The organism is Paenibacillus sp. FSL R10-2736 (assembly GCF_038000245.1).
GTDB lineage: Bacteria > Bacillota > Bacilli > Paenibacillales > Paenibacillaceae > Paenibacillus_AQ > Paenibacillus_AQ phytohabitans.
In genome coordinates this window covers 4611902-4631428 of the sequence record NZ_JBBOBN010000001.1, presented here as the reverse complement: position 1 = coordinate 4631428, position 19527 = coordinate 4611902, and the positions used below count along the sequence as shown (strand labels likewise).

The following is a 19527-nucleotide window of genomic DNA, read 5'->3' as shown; positions in this document are numbered from 1 at the left end:
GCTAGCATATAGTTGTTGTTTCCAATTAGGCAATCCCCCGGTCAGCGGGGGGGTGCCTGTCTTGTTGTACAGGAATCGTACACCTTGCGAAAAACCGAATACAATGTGCCCATGATAGGGTAGACGAGCCGAATGAGGCTGCATCCCTCTGATTCCAGCGGATGCAGCCCCAAGTTAGTTGCTGTTAAAAATACTGATAATCCGGTTATTTTACCGTAGCTAGGTCAACTTTACGTTTGAGTAGGATCGCGTTGATCTCGCCTCCGGCGAGGATAATAATCGAGCTGATATATAGCCAGATGAGCAGAATCATTACGCCTCCGAGACTGCCATAGGTTTTGGTGAAATCACTGAACTGATTGACGTAAATGGAGAAGAGGACTGATGTAATAATCCAGCCGAGGGTTGAGAACAATGCACCGGGCACCACCTCCCGCAGAGCCAGCCTGCGGCTTGGGGCGATCCAGTAGAGCAGGGTGAACACAATGAACATGACCAGCAGCGGCACGGCGTATTGCAGCAGATCCCATAGCTTCTGGAAACCGTAAGGCAGATCGGTCAACAGGAAGACCTGTGTCTTGAGCCAGGTACCGAGGACTAGCAGCAGAATGCTGAGCAGCACGACAAAACCGATCGTCAGGGTAGCGAGGAAGGCGATCCCTCTTATTTTCCAGAAGGCCCGGCTCTCATCAATGTCGTAAGCGCGATTGAGCCCCTTAATGATTGCATTGACCCCCTTGGAAGCGGCCCAGAGTGTAGCCAGCATCCCGAAGGATAACAGCGCCTGACTGCGTCCCTCGGACACATCCTGCAGAATCTCTTCTATAATAGAGACGGCTTCGGCAGGCATCACCTGTTCCAGCTGCTGGATTTTGTCCTCCAGGGAAATATTCGCGTACCCGATCAGGGTCATAATGAAGATCAGAAAGGGAAACAGCGACAGAATCAGATAATAGGTCAGCTGTGCGCTGATCCCCTGGACATCATCGGCTTTGATTTTTTGCAGCAGCTGTTTGATGAATGTGAATGTGCCGCCGGAACCGGCAGTCCTTCTGCTCATATAGCCCTCCTTCACTTATTGCGGTATAGGCTTGTTTATGAAAATATATCCATATATATGTGTCCCGCACAAAATTATCCTTAGGTTCAGTAAGCTTGGTCTTATTTTAACACAGTGGGGTTGAAGAAGCAGAACGGCGGCGGTCCATCTTTTACCGGACGTTCTTTATAAGCTGAGGTAGTTGTGAAAGGAGATGCTACGCATGGCCAGAACCAAAAATCAGATGTTGATGGGATACTGCTCAAGCCGATGCATCTGTTCTGGGACCCGGGCTATGAGAATACGTCCGTTTCACCGAGCTAACGGTCTCCAGTGCAGTTATTTACTAGTATCCACCGGAAATCGGAAAAAAGACTCGACGAGAGGGCTTAAGCGTGCTGTGGTCCGTTAGCTGAGCTGAATGAGCCAAATTCAAGACATTAAGCGCCATACGATCCGCAGCGGCTCAGAGATAGCATGTACAAGCACTTATGATCTCAGCGGCTCGCCATAGCTGATATGCCAGTGCAGATGCTTCGAATCCTGATAGTCTCCAAGGTTCGTGCTCACTCTGCAAGCCCCATACTCTCCGGTTACCTGGGCGGCCACCTGCTTAATTACTCCGATAAGCTCAAGCAGCAGGTCATTATCGCTGTCCTGAAGAGTCATAAGTGAGGAGATATGCCGCTTAGGGATAGCCACAATATGAACGGGATAAAAGGGCCGGGTGTGGTGGTAGGCTAGCACATTGTCCGTTTCGATTACTTTTTGCACAACTGTTTTGCCGCTTAATACTTCGTCACAGTAGAAATCCTCAGTCATATGTATCCTCCTTGGCAATGAGTGTCCTCTTGTATTTTACTGGAAATCTCTTAGAATTATATGTATGAAATCATAGCACTTGCTGAGAGCCGGTTCATTACCATTATGCCAAAAGGAGATTGTTCATGAAGCTGCTGCTGGAGGATTACGAGGTTATACGGCGATGGATGTACCGCAATGCCCGCCCGCTGGACCTGGCGAGATGGAAGTTTCACTTTGAAAAGGGCGGAATGCCGCCTGTGTTGGAAGCATTATCAGCCTATCAGAATGAAGACGGGGGCTTCGGACATGCCCTGGAAGCCGATGCGTGGAATCCGGATTCTACACCGGTCATGGCGGGAACGGCTGTGGAGAGACTGCTGGAATTGGAATTTGAAGATGGCGGCCATCCGGTGGTGCAGGGCATTCTGAAGTATCTGGACAGCGGTGCGGACATGGAAGACCGGACCTGGAGGAATGTGGTAGCCTCTAACAATGATTACCCGCATGCTCCTTGGTGGCACACGGATTCGAACAGTACCGCACGCAGTATCTATAATCCGACAGCCATATTGGCCGGATTCATCCTGAAGTATGCTGACAGGGACAGTGCACTGTATGAACGGGGGATGGGCATCGCCCGTGAATTGACTGATTTATTCCTGCAAGATCCCGCACTTGAGATGCATCCGCTGAGATGTGTTGCCACGCTGCTGGAATGTATCGCCTGGGCGGAGCTGCAGGAGCAGTTCCCTTATGTTTCCTTGAAGGAAGCTGTCAAAGAGCAGAGCACGCAGCTCATCAGCCGCGATGAGGGGCAATGGAACGGATACAGCTGCAGACCGTCCTTTTTCCTGAAGTCGCCGCAAAGTCCGGGTTATGCAGAGCTTGCCGGGCTGATGCACCAGGAGCTGGATCATCTGCTGGAGACCCGAAATCCCGAAGGGGTCTGGAACCTGACCTGGACCTGGGCCGGTTATGAGCGGGAGTTTGCTATCAGCGAGAACTGGTGGAAGGCACATATTGTTATAGAGAATATTCTGCTGCTCCGGGAGTTTGGACGGATAGCTGAGCTTTAAGGGACCAAAAGAGCAGCTGATCCTGACGAAACTTCCGGAGGCTTTTTCCGCTTAAACAGCAGAGAGGACGGACTGATTGTGAAAAAGCGGAGCGTCCGCCTATGTGCTCACGTTGATCCTACTTAAAAACAGAGGGCTGTCCCGAGCATCCGTTTTATGGATTTTGGGACAGCCTCTTTGGTATGTGCAGCCTTCCCAATGAATCAGGAGCTGCTGCCGGCCGTGCGGAACTCCTGCTGATAAATGGTCTGGACATTCTTCAGAATAGTACTGCTGTGCTCTGTGAATTTAAGCGGGGTCACCTGATTCTTGATCAGGAACACACCGGGCTTGCGGCTGTGCTCGCCGAGTGCGGCCTGATATAACAAGCCAGCTCCATGAGTGGGTTCCGGGAAGAACATACGGATAACCGGTCTCAGCCAAAAAGGAATTCCGGATTTCTTGCCTCCGCGAATCGTATTGTTGCCGCCTGGATCGGCACTGCGGATCAGGATGCCTTCCGCCGCAAGCGCCGGGGCGATCTCACTGGTCCACAAGGACAGGGCGAGCTTGGTGTCCGCATAAGGCCCGGTTAGCTTTTGGAACTTGGCAGGATGCTCCAGGGCGGCCGGATCGAATTTGCGCTTCATCATAAAAGCGTTGGAAGAAGTGTTAATCACTGTGCGCATTGTGCCTTTCAGGATCAGCGGCTTCAGCTCCATCGTGAGGATATACGGGACAACCGTCTGCAGCTCATAGTGCAGCTCACGTCCCTGCCTGGAGAAGCTTAACTCCGGGAAGCTGCCGCCGGCATTATTGAACAGCAGATCAATCTGCTTTTCATGGCTAGTAATATCCTGCAAGGCACGCTTCAACTGGGCGAAATCGGAGAGGTCTGCCTTGTACATCCGCAGCTGTCTGCTGCTGAGCGCCTCACGGATAAGGGAATCGTCCTCTGGAAAAGCTGAACGGATGAGCGCGATAATCTCCCAGCCTTCGCTCAGCATTCGGCGGGTCAAGGCGAGTCCGATTCCATTATTCGCGCCGGTGATCAGCGCAGTGCGTTGTGCTTGTTGTATAGTCATAATAAGGGCTCCTTTGGAAATGTAATGGTGAATGGTGCCCATTGTATAACTTGGAGCCGACTCCAAGTCAAGGCCGGAAATTAACGATTGACTTGGAGCTGACTCCAAGTTATACAATAGAATAAACTGAAGACCATACAATTCAAATGAGGTGGGCCTATGAGTCTGGCTGATGCTAATATCATTCAAGGATATTCGATCAAAGAAACAGCCGAGCGGACCGGGATCCCGGAAGATACCATCCGGTATTACGAGAAGATCGGACTGCTGCCCCGGGCGCAGCGCAAGGGAAACAGCCACCGCATCTACAGCGATCAGGATCTGGAGATGATGAAGCTGATCAGTTGCCTTAAGAAGACGGGGATGTCGCTGGACGACATGCGTCCATATCTCAACCTGTCTCTTGATTCAGACCTGTCCGAATATCCGGAGCTGCATGAGATGATCCTGAATCATAAACAGAAGATCCTGGAGCAGATCGCTTCGCTGCAGCAGATTGTGGATTTTATTGACACTAAGATTGAGCATGGCAATCTTGGACCGCAGACATGTGAGCTGACCGGCGATACCCGCAAAATGCCTGAACGCCGCAAACGCTGACCTTATTACCGCACAGCCTCATTCCAAATCACTTTGGAGTGGGGCTTTTTGCCATTATTACGCCAGCATGCAGCTGTTTCACATGTCACCTTCTCATTTCTCGCTGAAGCACTGGAGGAGCAGCTTAGGCAACAGTTTGACTGCACCGGCGGCAGGAAATAGGTGGATTTTCAACACTTGCTCATTACCGGAAGAGCCCTTCCCAGACAACAGTTGGAAAACCGGCACTTAAAATGCGGCAAATCGTTCAGCGTGGAGGGAATGCATGAGATTAAATGACGTTTATCCACTTACTTGCCTCAGATGGTCCAAAAGATCGAAATTAAGATACGTTTTTCCAATTGCTAATTTTGCAGCCCTGTGACTGACATTTTATATAACTGCTATTTATGTATCTGCAATTAACATAGGGATCAGCGGAGTTTGGTCATTGCCGGATTCCAGATTCTTCCTTAGAATGAAAAGAATTAGAACAGGAGGAATTCATCATGTCACAGATCATCTATTCACCGTCAAAATATATTCAGGGCAGCGGGGAGATTACAAGGCTGGGGGTGTATTGCCTGCAGATGGGGGCGAGAGGAGCCTATGCCATTGTAGATCCCTATATTCTCTCCTTGTACGGACAAGAGATCAGCAAGGGCTTTGCGTCGGAGCAGATTCCGCTGCTGCTGCGTGAATTTAAGGGCGAGTGCAGTCTAGTACAGGTGGACCAGATTGTGGCGGAGCTGGGTAGCAGCGGTGTGGATGTCATCGTGGGTATTGGCGGGGGTAAGACACTGGATACGGCAAAAGCCGTCAGTCATTTCGCCGGGCTCCCGGTGATGCTTGTGCCGACCGTAGCGTCAACGGATGCGCCTTGCAGCGCCCTGTCGGTCCTCTACAGCGAATCGGGCGAATTCGACCGGTATCTGCGGCTGCGCCGCAGTCCGGATATCGTGGTCGCGGATGTGGAGATTATCGCCAAAGCTCCGGTAAGACTGCTTGCTGCCGGAATGGGCGATGCCTTGTCGACGTATTACGAAGCAAGAGCCTGCAGCAGAGCCGGAGCAGTTACCAGCGCGGGAGGGACAGGCACTCTCGCGGCCCTGGCACTGGCCCGTACATGTCTGGATACGCTGCTCGCCGACGGCGCGCAGGCGCTGCAGGATGCCGCTGACGGACGCGCCACAGCCGCAGTTGAACATATTGTCGAAGCCAATATATATCTCAGCGGCATCGGCTTTGAGAGCGGCGGACTGGCAGCGGCCCATGCCATTCATAACGGGCTGACGCTGCTTGAGGAATGCCGGACCGTGCTTCACGGGGAGAAAGTGGCGTTCACCACACTGGTGCAGCTGATCCTTGAAGGAGCAGCGGAAGCCGAGATCACCGGGGCGGTGGATTTCTGCCGGGGGGCAGGTCTGCCTGTAACGCTGGCGGAGCTAAGGTTAGCGGGTGTTGCACAGGACCGGCTGCTCTATGCCGCCGAGGCGAGCTGCAGCGAGGGCAGTCCGATGGCCAACATGCCGTTTGCCGTGACATCGCAGCAGGTGCTGGAGGCGATTCTTGAAGCCGACCGACGCGGGGCAAAGGTTTCTTAAAAGATAATTTATATGTTTTGGCGAGTTAGTTTAAGCCTTGTTAATTATTGCGTAACTTCAGCGTACATATTTATCCTCCATGAGCCAAACAATGAGAACAATTGTTGAATCACGAAGGAGGTGTTCCATTTTGGAGAAAAGCAATCACAGCGTAAAGCACATCATTCTCTATCCTTTGGCCGCCGTAGTTGTTCTGATGACCACGCTGATTCCGTCAGCGCCTCAGTCCGTATCTGCCGCATCGCAACCTGGTGGACACTCTGCCCGTAACCTTGAAGCTGCAGTCTCCACGCTCCGTCCGGTAACTGATACGCATGCAGACAGCAGCGGAAACAGCGGTTCAGTTGACCGGCAAGCGGAGAATAAGAAGTTGCCCAACCGGGTGGCCATCATTGTCGATGATTTCGGCAACAACATGCGGGGCACGGAGGAGATGTTCAAGCTGCCGGTCAAGATTACCGTTGCGGTGATGCCATTCCTGCCCTCGAGCGAGCAGGATGCACGCCGTGCGCATGAGCTTGGCTTCGATGTCCTGGTTCATCTGCCGATGGAGCCGCGCCAGGGCAAGCCGGAATGGCTTGGACCGGGAGCGGTGCTGACCAGGATGAGTGATGCAGAAGTCCGCCAGAGGGTGGAGGCGGCGCTTGAGAATGTTCCTTATGCGATTGGCATTAACAACCATATGGGCTCCAAGGTGACCGGTGACGAGCGGGTGATGGGTATTGTGCTCGCGGTATGCAAGGAGCGCGGACTTTTCTTCGTAGACAGCCATACCAATTATCGCTCAGTTGCCGGTAAAATGGCCCGGGAGCTGGGGCTCCCGCCAGTGGAGAACCACATTTTCCTGGACGACGTGCATTCTGCGAGCCATGTGGTTAAGCAGATGAAGCTGGTCCAGGAGCGGGCCCTGAACCAGAGATACTGCGTGACGATTGGCCATGTCGGCATTCAAGGCAAAGAAACCGCAGCGGGCATCCGCAGCGGCATTGCCGGAATGAAGGACAGCGTTGAGTTTATCGGAATCTCCGAGCTTGTCCGGGAAGAGTGGAAATGGAATTCGCAGGTCACACTTCCATAAGGTACGCCGCAATTCCGTTGGCAACCGCCTCGGCAATCTCTTCCTGACCCTTCGGGGTGCACAGCTTCTCGCGGTCCGCCGGACTGCTTACAAATCCCGCCTCGACGATAACCGTTGTGGCGGTTATTTTATTGAGCAGGTAGAAGGGTTTGCCTTGTCTGGGGTCATTCTTCATTCCATACAGCCCGTTCAGCTGATCCTGAATCAATCTGGCCAGCAGGAAGCTGCGCCCTTCCTGGCGGTACAAGACAAGCGGACCATGCTTGGAGGGTGACTTTGCCCAATTGATATGAATGCTGACCACGACATTCGCCGGCAGCGTTTCGGCCAGTTCCTTGCGCTGGGCCAGATCACGCAGGTGCCGGGATTTACTGCGCAGCCAGAGATTCTCATCGCTCGGCGCATAATCGCCGGTCCGGTTCAATATGGCATCGAAGCCGTCACTGCGCAGCAGGAGAAACAGCCTGCGTGAGATCGCCAGGGTAATATCCTTCTCCAGGATGGTGCCGTGTGAGGTTCCGCCGTCAATCCCTCCGTGTCCGGCATCAATCAGAATGATCCGCTGGTCATGACCGAGCATATGCTGGCGGTCTGACGGGTTGTCGGTTAAGTGGTTTACTCCCGGTGTGGCGGCCAGGATGGTCCCTGCATGTCCAGCTGTCAGCAGAGTCAGCACCGCTATCGAAGCCAGTATCCTCCGCAGCCTTCGCCCTAGCCGGAAATGTTGCCCAGGACGGCTGGCCCCTCCTGCATGATCTTCTTGTAAATGTTCCGAAATTCTCAAGTGAATAACCTCCCTGCCGGAATCATCATCAGTATCTTAGGTGGAATCTCTGTTAGATTGTGCCTTAACAGCCAAACCTATACGAAGGTTAGCGGTTCCGGTTTAGAGAGCGGGGATTTGGAGCACACTAAAGTCATGGAGAAAAGGCAGGGCGGCAGGCGGCGACCCGCCAGCGCCTGCATGGGAGGGATAGTAATGGCATCCAGCGGAGATGATCTGGTGAAATACATTACGGAGAAAGTAGTCATATATATGGAGGACCCGCGCGCCGTACATGCACGGCGGAAGGCAGAGAAGCAGCCCTGGGCCGAGAAATGGTTCGGCACGCTGCCGCTCGCCTGGTCGGTCTGGCGTAGCAAATGGAGCCGCAAGGATCGGGAGTAGCCAGCCTAGCAGCATCGCAGCTCAACCGAATTCAGAACAGCCTTCCCTTAAAGCCGCTTGACACGGCTGAAGGGAAGGCTGTTTGGCATGTACAGCTGTATATAGGATTATCGCTGAAACCTTCAATATTAATGCGGTGCTGCGCCGAGCGTCGTTCCTCCTGATAGCGGCAGCGGCGGCTTGTGGAAGGTTCCGTACTTCTGGAGGGCCGTGAGCGGGAGGTACCGTTTCGCCCCTGGACCGGCAGCGGCGTATATAACTGCCGGTTCAGCACCCCCATTACTTCCGGCAGAGGCCGTAAGCCAGCTCTGGCAGCCTGTAATCATGAACGGAGCACCCAAGGCATCGTTGCGTCCTGTCGACTGGAAGGCAAGGCTGCCCCGGTTTTTAAGCAAAGTATTTAAGCTGGCTTCGCTGATATTCTTCAGCTCAGGAGCGGTCAGCCACTGTAAATCTGCATACGGGTCATCCTGCCCGCTGCTAAGCAGAGCGGGCAAGGGAGCGCGGACTTGTTGTCCAGACCCGGTGTACACCACCAGGGCATTAGCATCAAGCTGGCCGTCCAGGATTCGGTTTGCCTGGCTAAGGCTCCAAGGCAGTACCTGAAGTACTGAGGCATTGAGATACAGCGTCTTGTCTGCAAGCGTGAGCTTCCAGACCGGCAGCAGCGGAGCGTACAGCGCCGATAGTTCTATTTTACCGGAATAAGAGGAGGTAATCAGTCCTTCCTGCACCAGATACTGGCGCAGATCACTCATACTATAAGGGAGACCATAGGTACCGGCTCCGTATTCACTCAGCAGATATTTGCCCCCGTCCGCAGCAGATATAATGAGGTATCCGATCCGCTGCTCCCCGTTCATCACATTGACCAGCCAGCTGCGTGTCCCCGGACCCAGAGGATAGACCTCAGTTTCGGCATTCTTCCATTCCTTAAACGGAGCATCCGCCGACAATTGGCTAATCGTGAGGCGGGTGAAATCCTGCAAGGTTTCAGATGCGGGCGCCTGTGTCATCACAAGTCCGGACAGCAGCTCCTGCAGGACGGCTTGTGTGACAGTGGCCCTGCTGCCTATTGACGCGAGCGCCGGAGGCGGGGAGGCGCTGGCGGCGAACAGAGTCAGCCCGAGAGTCAGACAGAGGAGCAGGCGGGTACGCCGCCCGAGCGGCCCCTTCTGCTTCGCTTTGATTTTCATGTTATCGTTCACCTTTCCTGTTCCAAAGGTTAATCGCAAGAATTACCGGGTCCGGCAAGCCGGAGCCCGGCAGGTTCTGCTTCATACTTTTAATTGTAGGGGACAAGCCTTGAAAAGGCTGTTGCTTACTGTCGCGGCAGCCTGCAGGAATTCCGCTGTTTTTTTGTTTGCTTTTAGCGAGCCGGGTCGCATTCTATGTGCTGCGCAGGTGAAACAGCCCGTACGTTACGGCAGAAACTGCAATCTGCGGCTCATACTGCCAGGTGGTCTCTTTGCGGCGGCGGTTGTATTGCTCCTCTATGCCGAGGCGTTTCTCCTCATCCTGCTCCTTCAGCAGCTCCTCATAATAGATATCCACGATGCTCAGCTCCAGACGCAGGCGTTCGCGGGCTTCCTCGGCCCAGGTGTAATCCAGCAGAGCCAGCTTCGAGGTCAGATATCCCTCCAGCCTGTCGGCTCCGGCAGTAACGGACAGCTCGGAAGGCTGGATGTGGATATTCTCCGGCAGCCTTGGCGTAAGCTCCCGCGAAGCCAGCCGGGCCTCGAAGTCCGGAACAATCAGCCCGGAGGTCAGTGACACCGCGATGAAATGCAGCTCTTCACGCTTAAGATCACAGGTCATCTCCACCTTATAGCAGACGGCAAGCCAAGGCTCGTAGGCGGCTGAGAACAGCGTGGTCCGCTGCCGGAGTCCCGGGTCCTCGAACAGCTGCAGGCATTTGCCCTCATCCCGTGCCGCTGACCAGATCTGCCGCAGGCGCTTGCTGCCGTAGATCACATCCTCGCGGCGGATCATGCCCGGCCCGATGCGCGGCAGCTGCGGAACGATGCCGAAGTACCGGGCGAGGATGCTGTCCTCCGGATCAGCGGAGACCCCGGGCGGCACCACGCCTCCGGGTGCAGCTGCCGGTGCGGCGCCAGGCTCCGCGCCTGCCTCAGCATCCGCAGCACCCGCCGCGCCGATGCCGCCCGTCAGAGGTCCTGCCGCCGGGCGGACCGCCCCGCCGCGCGGACGGGCCGCAGGCGCAGCTGCCTGCGCGGCCAGTTCATCGTACTTCTCCGGATCGAAGACGAAGCTGAAGGACAGGGTCTCCGGATCTACGCCGGTGCGCTCCACGAATCCCCAGTAATAAGGGCGGTCCGTCAGCATCCGGTCCGCGCGTGGCGAGAGCTTCACCGTCACATGCAGCGGAGAGGATTCGAGAATCGTACATTCTGTCGCTTCCAGGTAATCCATGACCTGCTTGCGTACTTCCACAGGGGTCAGCATTAAGGAGCCACCTCGCTTTCATCCAGATTGGCATGGGTCAGCTCGCTGAGTGAATCACCGATCTGATCCAGCTCGCTGCGCAGCTCCTCGTCGCTGCGGGCCTCGAGGACGATTTTATATAAGCTTTTCTCAAGCGACTCCTTCTTCTCGAAGCGTTCCAGGATGACATCCAGCCCGCCGATAACCATCTCGAACATATTGATTTTTTCGTGCAGCAGGTGAAGAATATGCTCCTCGATCGTGCCTTCGGTAGAGAGATTGTAGATGACTACATCGTTCTCCTGGCCAAGCCGGTGTACCCGGCCGATCCGCTGCTCTACGCGCATGGGGTTCCAGGGGAGGTCGAAGTTGATCATATGGTGGCAGAACTGCAGATTGATCCCTTCGCCGCCTGCTTCCGTAGCAATCATTACCTGGGCGCGCCCGCGGAAGAGGTCCATCATCCAGTCTTTTTTGCCGCGGTTCATCCCGCCGGAGTAAGTGACACACTGCAGTCCATGCTCACGGAAATATTGCAGCAGATATTCCTGGGTCGCCCGGTATTCGGTGAAGACGATGACCTTCTCGTTCATTTGGCGGATCAGCTCCATCGTTTTCTCCGCTTTGGTATTCGTCTTAACGGTACGGATCGTCTGGAGCAGACCCATCATCCGCTCACGTTTCGGTGAATCCGCCGGAAGCTTCTTGATCAGATTCACAAGCGTGACGAACACCGCATCCCGGCTGCTGCATACCTCGCGCTGGAGCGTAACCAGGGAGAGCATGCTGCTGAGATTGCCGCCCGCTTCCTGATATTGGTCTTTGACAAAGGCGGTGACGCCGTCATATAATTCTTTCTCCTCTAAAGAGAGGGTAAGCGGGATATTGCGCACTTTGCGCTTCGTGAAGTTCACGGGACCCTCGCCGCGGCGGTTGCGGATCATCACCTTGGAGAGCTCGCCTCTCAGCTGGACTTCGTTCTTCGGCTGGCGTTTATCGACCACGAAATTGGTGGCAAAATCCCCCTGATTCCCGAGCTGTCCCGGCTTCAGTAATGTGATCAGATTGAACAGCTCGCCGAGATCATTCTGCACGGGAGTGGCGGTGAGCAGCAGGCAGTACTTCTTGCGCAGCTGCTGTACGAACAGATAGTTCGTTGATTTCTTATTCTTCAGCTTATGGGCCTCGTCGATAATCAGCATGTCGAATTCCTGGCTCAGCAGCATCTCCTTGTGCGGATCACGCTTCGCCGTATCCATGGAGGCGACAACAATGTCGTTGCCCCAGGAGTAAGCTTTCTTCTGTGCCACGGCTGAAATACCGAATTTACTGTTCAGCTCGCGCACCCACTGCAGGACAAGAGACGCTGGGACAAGGATCAGAACTTTACTTACGAGCCCGCGCACCAGATATTCCTTGAGAATCAGTCCGGCTTCTATCGTCTTGCCTAGCCCTACTTCGTCTGCCAGAATGGCCCGGCCTGACATTTCAAACAGCACCTTATGGGCGGTATCCAGCTGGTGGGGGAGTGGGGATAACCCGGACAGATGTTTCAGACACTGCAGCTCATCGAAGCTCGTAACGAGTCCCGATTGCTCTCCTTGTATGGCCAGCCGGGATAATCTCCAGTCTCCCCAGGGTCCGCCTTTATCGAGCTTCGACTCCAGGTCCTGCAGCCAGTTACGCTCAAAGGACAGAGGAACAGGCAGCAGCGGGGCAGGCGTACTTCCCCCTTGCGGCAAGGAATTGCGGAATAATTGCGTCATGTTGCAGCCTCCTCCGGCGCGGTTTCATATCGAAATGCGTAGCAGTAGTATGCGCGTAAAAGAGAGATTTCATAACCTGCTATCCTCCGGCTGCTGCCGTGGAGTATCGTCCGGAGCCTTGCGGCGGTACTGCTGCTGGTGCTTCGGCGGCTTCGGCGGATCTTGAATATCCGTGGCGGAATCTGTCTTCCGGCCCCGGAAGCTTATCAATCTGGAACCTGTAAAAAAGCGAGAAAGAGGGAGAAAATCCACTATCTTTTACCGTTTTTCCGAAATTCCCGCCATGGGCCGCTTTTTTGGAAAAAGAACTCTGATACAATATGTGGTATAGTTGAAAAGCTGATGTATACAATATATTGTTACAAAAGCTTGAAACTTTGATTATTCGCGGGTTTTTGCGGTTATTTGTTATTGACAAGAGGAACTTCCGCTGTACATGCAGGCTGCGGCCACTCAGGCGCCGGAAGTTGTTGTTGTGGGTTACAAAATGTCTAAGCCCACACCAAGGAACGGAAGTATTACCTATCAATCATCCGGGAGGTTTTTCTATTGAGTACAGTGGAACGCAAGCAGCGTCTTGAGGGGCTGAGTGAAAAAATATTTTTGGACCGTTATGCCTGGAAGGACGCGGACAGCAATAATGCCAAGGTAGGCGATGTAGTGCTTGTCCTGACGAAGGATGATCCGAAATTCCCAACCAAGGAGGTTGGCGAGATTGTTGAGCGCACCGGCCGGATTGTTACGGTGAAGACCCGCAGCGGTGAACTCGTGCAATCGGATGTGGAGAAGCTGACACTGAATATTGAGAAGACCCCGGAGGAAATGTGGGACCGTCTTGCGGCAGCGATGGCTTCCGTAGAGCAGACTCCCGAGCTTCAGGAAGAGTGGACAGGCAAGTTCCGCTCTATTCTTGATGACTGGAAGCTGGTACCGGGCGGACGGATTGCGGCAGGTGCCGGAGCAAGCGAGGAGCTTACGCTGTTCAACTGTTATGTTGTACCTTCCCCGAAAGACAGCCGCGGAGGCATCATGCAGACGCTGTCCGAAATGACCGAGATTATGGCCCGCGGCGGCGGTGTTGGTATTAACTTATCCTCGCTGCGTCCGCGCCGCGCGATTGTAAGAGGCGTGAACGGATCATCCAGCGGCTCAGTGTCCTGGGGCGGTCTTTTCAGTTATACAACCGGACTGATTGAGCAAGGCGGAAGCCGCCGCGGTGCGCTGATGCTGATGATCAATGACTGGCATCCGGATGTGGTGGACTTCATTACCGTGAAGCAGACGATGGGTCAGGTAACGAATGCCAACCTGTCGGTATGCGTGAGCAATGCCTTCATGAAAGCTGTCAAAGAGGATCTGGACTGGGAGCTGGTCTTCCCGGATACCACCGATCCGGATTACGATACAATCTGGGACGGCGATCTGGATAAATGGAAGGCAGACGGCCGCCGCGTCATTCCTTACCGTACCGTTAGAGCACGCGATGTGTGGCATACGATTATCGAATCGGCCTGGAAGTCGGCTGAGCCGGGCGTAGTGTTCATGGAATATTACAACCAGATGTCCAACAGCTGGTATTTCAACCCGATTATCTGCACCAATCCATGCGGTGAGCAGGGTCTGCCGGGCTGGGGCGTGTGCAATCTGTCGGCCGTCAACCTCTCCAAGTTCTACGATGCGGAGAATCATGACGTGGACTGGGCGGATCTGGCGACAACGACCCGCTATTCCGTGCGTTTCCTGGACAATGTCATCGACAAGACACCTTATCATTTCCCGGAAAATGAAGCCAACCAGAAGCTCGAACGCCGCGTAGGACTCGGCACAATGGGATTGGCTGAGCTGATGATCAAGCTGAATATCCGTTACGGCAGCCCGGAATCCCTGGAGTTCCTGGACAAGCTCTACGGCTTCATGGCGCGCGAAGCTTATCTGGCTTCTGCTGAGATCGCTGGCGAGAAGGGATCTTTCCAGGCTTTTGATACCGATAAATATCTGCAGAGCGGCTTCATGCGTAATATCACCGAGGTCTATCCGGAAGTAGGCGAATCCATCCGTAAGCACGGCATGCGCAACGTTACAGTGATTACCCAGGCCCCTACAGGTAGTACTGGAACCATGGTCGGCACTTCGACCGGTATCGAGCCTTATTTCGCATTCAAATATTACCGCCAGAGCCGTCTGGGCTATGACGAGCAGTTCGTGCCGATTGCCCAGGAATGGCTGGAAGCCCATCCGGGTGAAGAACTCCCTGAATACTTCGTTACTTCGATGGATCTGTCCGCTAAGGATCATATCCGTGCACAGGCTGCGATTCAGCGCTGGGTAGACAGCTCGATCTCCAAGACGGCGAACTGCCCGTCCGACTTCACCGTTGAAGAGACTGCCGAGCTGTACGAAATGGCCTTCGACCTGGGCTGCAAAGGTGTAACGATCTACCGTGACGGCAGCCGTGACGTACAGGTACTGGAAACGACGAAGAAGGAAGAGAAGAAGGACGCTCCGGCGGCAGTTGAGACTGCTGAAGCTGAGCCCGTAGAAGCTGAAGTTGCCCCTGCTCCAGTCACAGTTGCAGCAGCACCTGCACCGCAGCCTGCGGCTAATGTAGTGGACAAACAATACAAGAAACGCCCGCAGGTGCTGCGCGGCGCTACCTATAAGATCAACACGCCATTCGGCATGGCGTATATTACCATCAACGACCTTGACGGCATTCCGGCCGAAATCTTCCTGAATGTCGGTAAAGCCGGCTCCGACGTCTTCGCCATGGCGGAAGCACTGGGCCGCGTCTGCTCGCTGTTCCTGCGCTACGGCGACCACGGTGAGAAGGTCGAGCTGCTGATTAAGCATCTCAAAGGCATCGGCGGCTCCGGCGCCATCGGCTTCGGTGCGAACCGCGTCGAGTCCATCGCCGACGCTGTAGCCAAGGCGCTGGAGACCCATGTGCTGAACAACGCCCATGACGATCATGTGCCTGCACCTATCGCAGCTACACTGGAGCTTGATTTCAATGAAGCGCTGAACGCCGAGCTGAAATCAAGTGTTCCAGCTGCGGCTACTGATGATGGGCACGGGGGCCATGGTGCTCATAGCCACGCGACTGCTTCGCGGGATCTCTGCCCTTCTTGTGGTAGTGCATCGCTGATTAATATTGAGGGATGTAAGACTTGCGGGAATTGCGGGTATAGCCGGTGTGGTTGAGTAGATTATTGGCATGATGATAAGAATGACTCATGTGGTGGATCATGAAAGCTGCAAAAACGGCCACAAAAGATCTACATAAAAATTCAATAATGAATCTTTATGCGGATTACTGTATATTCATTAGTTGTCTCTTGTGTCTGATCTATTTTATCTTTTTTATCTTTTTTATCATTAACCACCAGACAAGAAATATGAATGTCATAGCCTGAACCTTTAATTTTATTTTTATTTGAGAAGTGATTCCTTCTCGTTGATAAATTTAGTTTCAATTCATAACGAGAGCTATTCGAACTGCACGTTCTCAAACAGTTGACACAAAGAGACTTGATGGATCATTCCATCAGGTCTCTTTGCGTGGTCGTATATGAAATTTATAAGGTTTGAGTATATTTATAGATCATCTCTGTATGCATTGATTTCTTTTTTTACCCTTTTACTCGCCTAACTTCTAGTTAAAGGATACATAATTTATAAAAATCAAGTTAATACTTTTGGAGATTAAAAAATTGTCAGGGATAACAGGATGATCAAGCCTCTATTAACAAGGAATAGGTGGGATATTCAGTGGTTATATTCAAGCAATATTTAAGTTCAAATTTATATATTTCTGATGCATCTAATGAAGACTTGGGATATTGGAGCGCATTTGTTTCAATGGGCTTTAATCCGGGCCGTGATCAGCTAACCCTACGGGAAGCTTTTAAGTTAACAATGTTCTCCCCTTGTTTTTTTCTCTTTACATCTGAAACTCCGTTACTTGAATCACCTGAAACCATTGATAAAATTATCAAAAAAATTAATGAATTCATGGATAAGGGATATCCCAAAGGAATCCTTTGGCTGTCAGATATTAATAAGGATATTAAAATTGCTTCATGGTTAATTTATCAAGAAGCAAACATAGAAATGCAGATTCCCATCAGTGAATCTTTAAGTTTTCTCATTAAGAATGAGGGGGAAATATCTTTAGAAAGATCTGATTCAATACAAGTTGATACTCTTCTGCATCTTTGGTGGGCGGGAGACAGAGGCCGCACATATTCGCTTGCATATACAAATATAGCAAATATCCCTTTCAGCGGTTCAAAAATGGGATGTCTAAATTTCGGTATGAACATAAAAACAGAGTATCTTTTCTCTCATTTGATGGTGGGGTTTCATTTAGGTCTGCATGATGGACAGATTAGCCATAAGGATCGTTTAGGATTATTTCCATTAATCAAAAGCTCCAGCTATAATTCCTTAAGCTTTAAGATTACCGTTGATCCTTGCAATTTATTTACCGATCATGTCGATCCTTTATGCCGGACTGAGTTTTTATTTGCTGATACAACAAGAAGGTCAAATTTTCTTTCCCAATTTACTACAACAACGGGGGTTTCTGTACTACTCGAACCATTAACTCTTTCCGAAAAGCCCGCTCGTTTACGATTAACCAGAACGGTCAATAAATCCTTTATAGTTGCCTCACCTGATGGTGATTTTATAATAACGGCTGATTTGGGAGACGGGGAAAAACGCACGTTTGATCTTATGGGAGGAATATTTGGAACCGAAGGTATCCGCTGTTTTCCAAATCATGTAATCCGTTTTGAACATGGACATTCAGCTTTTATTGTGTATTTAAATGGAGAAAAACCAACCTTGGCAGATGAATTTGTTACTGCATGGGTAAACTTCCCTGGACAGACGGGTACAGGGAATTCAGTTCGTTATATTGGTGAGCCGGAAGGACAGATTAAGTATGGCCAGGATAATATAGTATTTCCGGCTTCCACCCTCCTTGGAGGCGTTGATCCGGGATACCACCTTCCTTCTGGCTGCTTGTTCCCTGTCCTTCCATACAATGGAGTGATATTAGGAAGAAGTGGCTCTTATTTTGATAAACAGAATTTCATCGATATTGAAAAACAGGTGCTGTTCCCTACAAGACGAAGCATAATTATTGAAGCTCAAAGGAAAGAGAGTCAGCCTCCTATAGAGTTATCTCTCACTGTTGGATTCGGAACCACCTACTCAGGAAGCATCGTCAGTTGGGATAAGGATGGACGCTGGAATGAAATTCAATTGGCCAAGTATCAAGAAGTTGGAGAGCAATTTAAAATTACCAGCCCTACGCTGGAGCTCCAGCAGACTATGCAAACCAATGAGCTGTTCTTAGTAGCGGATGTTAGCGGGAAAATCGGTGTTCCAGGTCCGATCACTTCTGATGATCCCAAATTTAGTAATATAATTGAAGTGGAAGGATGGAAGTTCAAGTTAAATATAGGGCAAAAAAATAATGGCAGTTTCAGCAATATCCTAATCATGAAGGGCTGTACAGGAAAAAAACTCGTTGATTTAGTTAAAGAGAGCCAAACAGACAATTGGACCATGAAAAGTGATTTTACTAGTGATCCTGTGGAGCTGTCCAAATGGCTCACTACAGAGTTAACTGCCGAAAAGGTTCAAAATAATCCCCGATATTCGAAGCTGGCTAAGGTTATTGAAGATGAAAATTGGCTTGGAACGATTCTCCTTCACGCCGATGTTGAAATGCCGCAGGATCTTCAAGGATTAGGTTGCTGGATGAAACAGGGTTTTAATGCCCACCATATCATTATCGATAAAACTCCTGTTGAGGTTGTTACACAGAACGACGGTAGCGTCGTTATTCAGCAGAATGAAATTAGCTCAATATTAGGATTGATTCATTATCATGACTCCTCCTGTACTGCGTCTAACAACGAGGATAACTTCTGTGTTGAGGAAATGATTGTTTATTTTGAAGGTGCTGAAGTCAAAATTTTCGAGGCCAAAGCATTATTGACCATGAACAATTGGTTTAATGATGAGGTTGCTGCGGATTCTAACAAGCTAATAACATTAGCAGGAAAACGTGTAATTTCTGATGGACATATAAAATATCAGATGCTTATTCCTCCTGAAACAAAGGTTTCATTTCGAACAAGTGTTTTTGATGAAATCCTAATTAAGGAAGGAGAATTTTTCACTTCCGACAAACACTCCTTCATAGGTTTTAATGTGCTTGCTAAGTTCTCAACAAATATTGGCGGGTTAGATATTTTCGGCTTCTCATCGCTTGGGCTCAACGGGATAAAACTGGATATGTTTTGTGGTCCAAGTACGCCTTTTCAGTTCAATCCGTCAGAAGCTTTACCTGATTTGGATTCTTTAATTGTGCGAGCGCGCTCGCTAATTCAAAGTCTTGGTTTGAACCTAGACGGATTCATTTCCGGTGTCGGGAATGATCCGTTAGCGGCATTCGGGTGTATAGAAATTAAGATAGAGGGGGCAGCTCTGCCTGATACAAATGGTCCATGGTATGGTCTCCGCTTCAATATTCATTTAGGTTCGTTAGGGGAGTTAGTCAGCAAAAGCAATCTGAAATCAAGTTTGTATCTCATCTGGAGACCGGGAAACAACGGTATAGCAATAGGTATAACCATACCTGGTGTTTCGCCTGAAAAGGCGACTTTACCATTGCAGGGAGTACTAAAATTGGCTTTACCCCAGATTAAGCTAAAGTTCGACGGGACAAACTTTCGTTTGGAAATTGAAGAACCGGAATTGTTCATGTTGGGTCGGAAATACAAAGGCGAAAATATGACGCTGTCTTTATTTGGATCGACCGCTGCAACTCCCCTTACAGATCTGTCGAAGGAATTGGCGTGGTATGGAAAATTCGGCGACTAAAAAT

The 19527-nt window shown here is 51.4% G+C and carries 14 protein-coding genes; 7 read left to right on the top strand and 7 right to left on the bottom strand.

Annotated elements, in window-relative coordinates; genetic code table 11:
• Positions 1 to 205: 205 nt before the first annotated feature.
• Together NSQ73_RS20030 and NSQ73_RS20025 are read right to left on the bottom strand one after the other, a co-directional pair.
• The gene (locus tag NSQ73_RS20030; protein ID WP_340987858.1) at positions 206 to 1060 is read right to left on the bottom strand and encodes a YihY/virulence factor BrkB family protein; all 855 of its coding nucleotides are present in this window, start codon (positions 1058 to 1060) and stop codon (positions 206 to 208) included.
• A 468-nt stretch (positions 1061 to 1528) separates the two neighbouring features.
• A complete protein-coding gene (locus tag NSQ73_RS20025; protein WP_340987855.1) occupies positions 1529 to 1861 on the bottom strand; it encodes an HIT family protein in 333 nt (110 codons plus the stop codon).
• 125 nt (positions 1862 to 1986) lie between these two features.
• Between NSQ73_RS20025 and NSQ73_RS20020 the strand changes: the two genes are divergently transcribed.
• The gene (locus NSQ73_RS20020) at positions 1987 to 2919 is read left to right on the top strand and encodes a hypothetical protein (RefSeq protein WP_340987854.1); all 933 of its coding nucleotides are present in this window, start codon (positions 1987 to 1989) and stop codon (positions 2917 to 2919) included.
• Between the two features lie 203 nt (positions 2920 to 3122).
• On the opposite strand, the gene NSQ73_RS20015 is transcribed toward NSQ73_RS20020, so the two are convergent.
• Positions 3123 to 3983 carry an SDR family NAD(P)-dependent oxidoreductase gene (locus NSQ73_RS20015; RefSeq protein WP_340987853.1) on the bottom strand — a complete coding sequence of 287 codons (861 nt, stop codon included), beginning with the start codon at positions 3981 to 3983 and terminating at the stop codon, positions 3123 to 3125.
• 159 nt (positions 3984 to 4142) lie between these two features.
• Between NSQ73_RS20015 and NSQ73_RS20010 the strand changes: the two genes are divergently transcribed.
• The 3 genes from NSQ73_RS20010 to NSQ73_RS20000 all read left to right on the top strand — a co-directional run bounded on the left by NSQ73_RS20010 (position 4143) and on the right by NSQ73_RS20000 (position 7244).
• The gene (locus NSQ73_RS20010) at positions 4143 to 4583 is read left to right on the top strand and encodes a MerR family transcriptional regulator (RefSeq protein ID WP_042135848.1); all 441 of its coding nucleotides are present in this window, start codon (positions 4143 to 4145) and stop codon (positions 4581 to 4583) included.
• A gap of 488 nt (positions 4584 to 5071) precedes the next feature.
• A complete protein-coding gene (locus tag NSQ73_RS20005) occupies positions 5072 to 6166 on the top strand; it encodes a glycerol dehydrogenase (RefSeq protein ID WP_340987851.1) in 1095 nt (364 codons plus the stop codon).
• A gap of 130 nt (positions 6167 to 6296) precedes the next feature.
• Positions 6297 to 7244: a divergent polysaccharide deacetylase family protein gene (locus NSQ73_RS20000; protein ID WP_340987850.1), complete on the top strand. Its 948-nt coding sequence runs from the start codon at positions 6297 to 6299 to the stop codon at positions 7242 to 7244.
• On the opposite strand, the gene NSQ73_RS19995 is transcribed toward NSQ73_RS20000, so the two are convergent.
• Positions 7231 to 8028, bottom strand: coding sequence for an N-acetylmuramoyl-L-alanine amidase family protein (locus NSQ73_RS19995; protein ID WP_340987849.1), 798 nt, complete (start codon positions 8026 to 8028; stop codon positions 7231 to 7233). The genes NSQ73_RS20000 and NSQ73_RS19995 overlap by 14 nt on opposite strands.
• A gap of 195 nt (positions 8029 to 8223) precedes the next feature.
• On the opposite strand from NSQ73_RS19995, the gene NSQ73_RS19990 reads away from it, so the two are divergent.
• On the top strand, positions 8224 to 8412 hold the full coding sequence (locus NSQ73_RS19990; RefSeq protein WP_042135853.1) for a YqzE family protein: 189 nt from the start codon (positions 8224 to 8226) through the stop codon (positions 8410 to 8412).
• A gap of 128 nt (positions 8413 to 8540) precedes the next feature.
• Here the strand turns inward: NSQ73_RS19990 and NSQ73_RS19985 are convergent, their stop codons facing one another.
• The 3 genes from NSQ73_RS19985 to NSQ73_RS19975 all read right to left on the bottom strand — a co-directional run bounded on the left by NSQ73_RS19985 (position 8541) and on the right by NSQ73_RS19975 (position 12623).
• Entirely contained in the window at positions 8541 to 9608 is a 1068-nt protein-coding gene (locus tag NSQ73_RS19985; protein ID WP_340987848.1) for a hypothetical protein, read from the bottom strand.
• Positions 9609 to 9801: 193 nt separating this feature from the next.
• Positions 9802 to 10878, bottom strand: coding sequence for a YqhG family protein (locus tag NSQ73_RS19980; RefSeq protein ID WP_340987847.1), 1077 nt, complete (start codon positions 10876 to 10878; stop codon positions 9802 to 9804).
• Positions 10878 to 12623, bottom strand: coding sequence for a DEAD/DEAH box helicase (locus tag NSQ73_RS19975; RefSeq protein WP_042135858.1), 1746 nt, complete (start codon positions 12621 to 12623; stop codon positions 10878 to 10880). The genes NSQ73_RS19980 and NSQ73_RS19975 overlap by 1 nt, the downstream gene beginning before the upstream one ends.
• A gap of 549 nt (positions 12624 to 13172) precedes the next feature.
• Here NSQ73_RS19975 and NSQ73_RS19970 point away from each other — a divergent pair.
• Together NSQ73_RS19970 and NSQ73_RS19965 are read left to right on the top strand one after the other, a co-directional pair.
• Positions 13173 to 15824 (top strand): adenosylcobalamin-dependent ribonucleoside-diphosphate reductase, encoded by a 2652-nt coding sequence (locus NSQ73_RS19970; RefSeq protein WP_340987846.1) that lies wholly within the window; start codon positions 13173 to 13175, stop codon positions 15822 to 15824.
• Between the two features lie 567 nt (positions 15825 to 16391).
• On the top strand, positions 16392 to 19523 hold the full coding sequence (locus NSQ73_RS19965) for a hypothetical protein (protein WP_340987845.1): 3132 nt from the start codon (positions 16392 to 16394) through the stop codon (positions 19521 to 19523).
• Positions 19524 to 19527 lie beyond the last annotated feature (4 nt).

What these genes read in the sequence shown, in the direction of transcription:
- NSQ73_RS20030 (WP_340987858.1), bottom strand. Translation starts at nt 1,060, where the DNA reads ATGAGCAGAAGGACTGCCGGTTCCGGCGGCACATTCACATTCATCAAA.
- NSQ73_RS20025 (WP_340987855.1), bottom strand. Translation starts at nt 1,861, where the DNA reads ATGACTGAGGATTTCTACTGTGACGAAGTATTAAGCGGCAAAACAGTT.
- NSQ73_RS20020 (WP_340987854.1), top strand. Translation starts at nt 1,987, where the DNA reads ATGAAGCTGCTGCTGGAGGATTACGAGGTTATACGGCGATGGATGTAC.
- NSQ73_RS20015 (WP_340987853.1), bottom strand. Translation starts at nt 3,983, where the DNA reads ATGACTATACAACAAGCACAACGCACTGCGCTGATCACCGGCGCGAAT.
- NSQ73_RS20010 (WP_042135848.1), top strand. Translation starts at nt 4,143, where the DNA reads ATGAGTCTGGCTGATGCTAATATCATTCAAGGATATTCGATCAAAGAA.
- NSQ73_RS20005 (WP_340987851.1), top strand. Translation starts at nt 5,072, where the DNA reads ATGTCACAGATCATCTATTCACCGTCAAAATATATTCAGGGCAGCGGG.
- NSQ73_RS19990 (WP_042135853.1), top strand. Translation starts at nt 8,224, where the DNA reads ATGGCATCCAGCGGAGATGATCTGGTGAAATACATTACGGAGAAAGTA.
- NSQ73_RS19985 (WP_340987848.1), bottom strand. Translation starts at nt 9,608, where the DNA reads ATGAAAATCAAAGCGAAGCAGAAGGGGCCGCTCGGGCGGCGTACCCGC.
- NSQ73_RS19980 (WP_340987847.1), bottom strand. Translation starts at nt 10,878, where the DNA reads ATGCTGACCCCTGTGGAAGTACGCAAGCAGGTCATGGATTACCTGGAA.
- NSQ73_RS19975 (WP_042135858.1), bottom strand. Translation starts at nt 12,623, where the DNA reads ATGACGCAATTATTCCGCAATTCCTTGCCGCAAGGGGGAAGTACGCCT.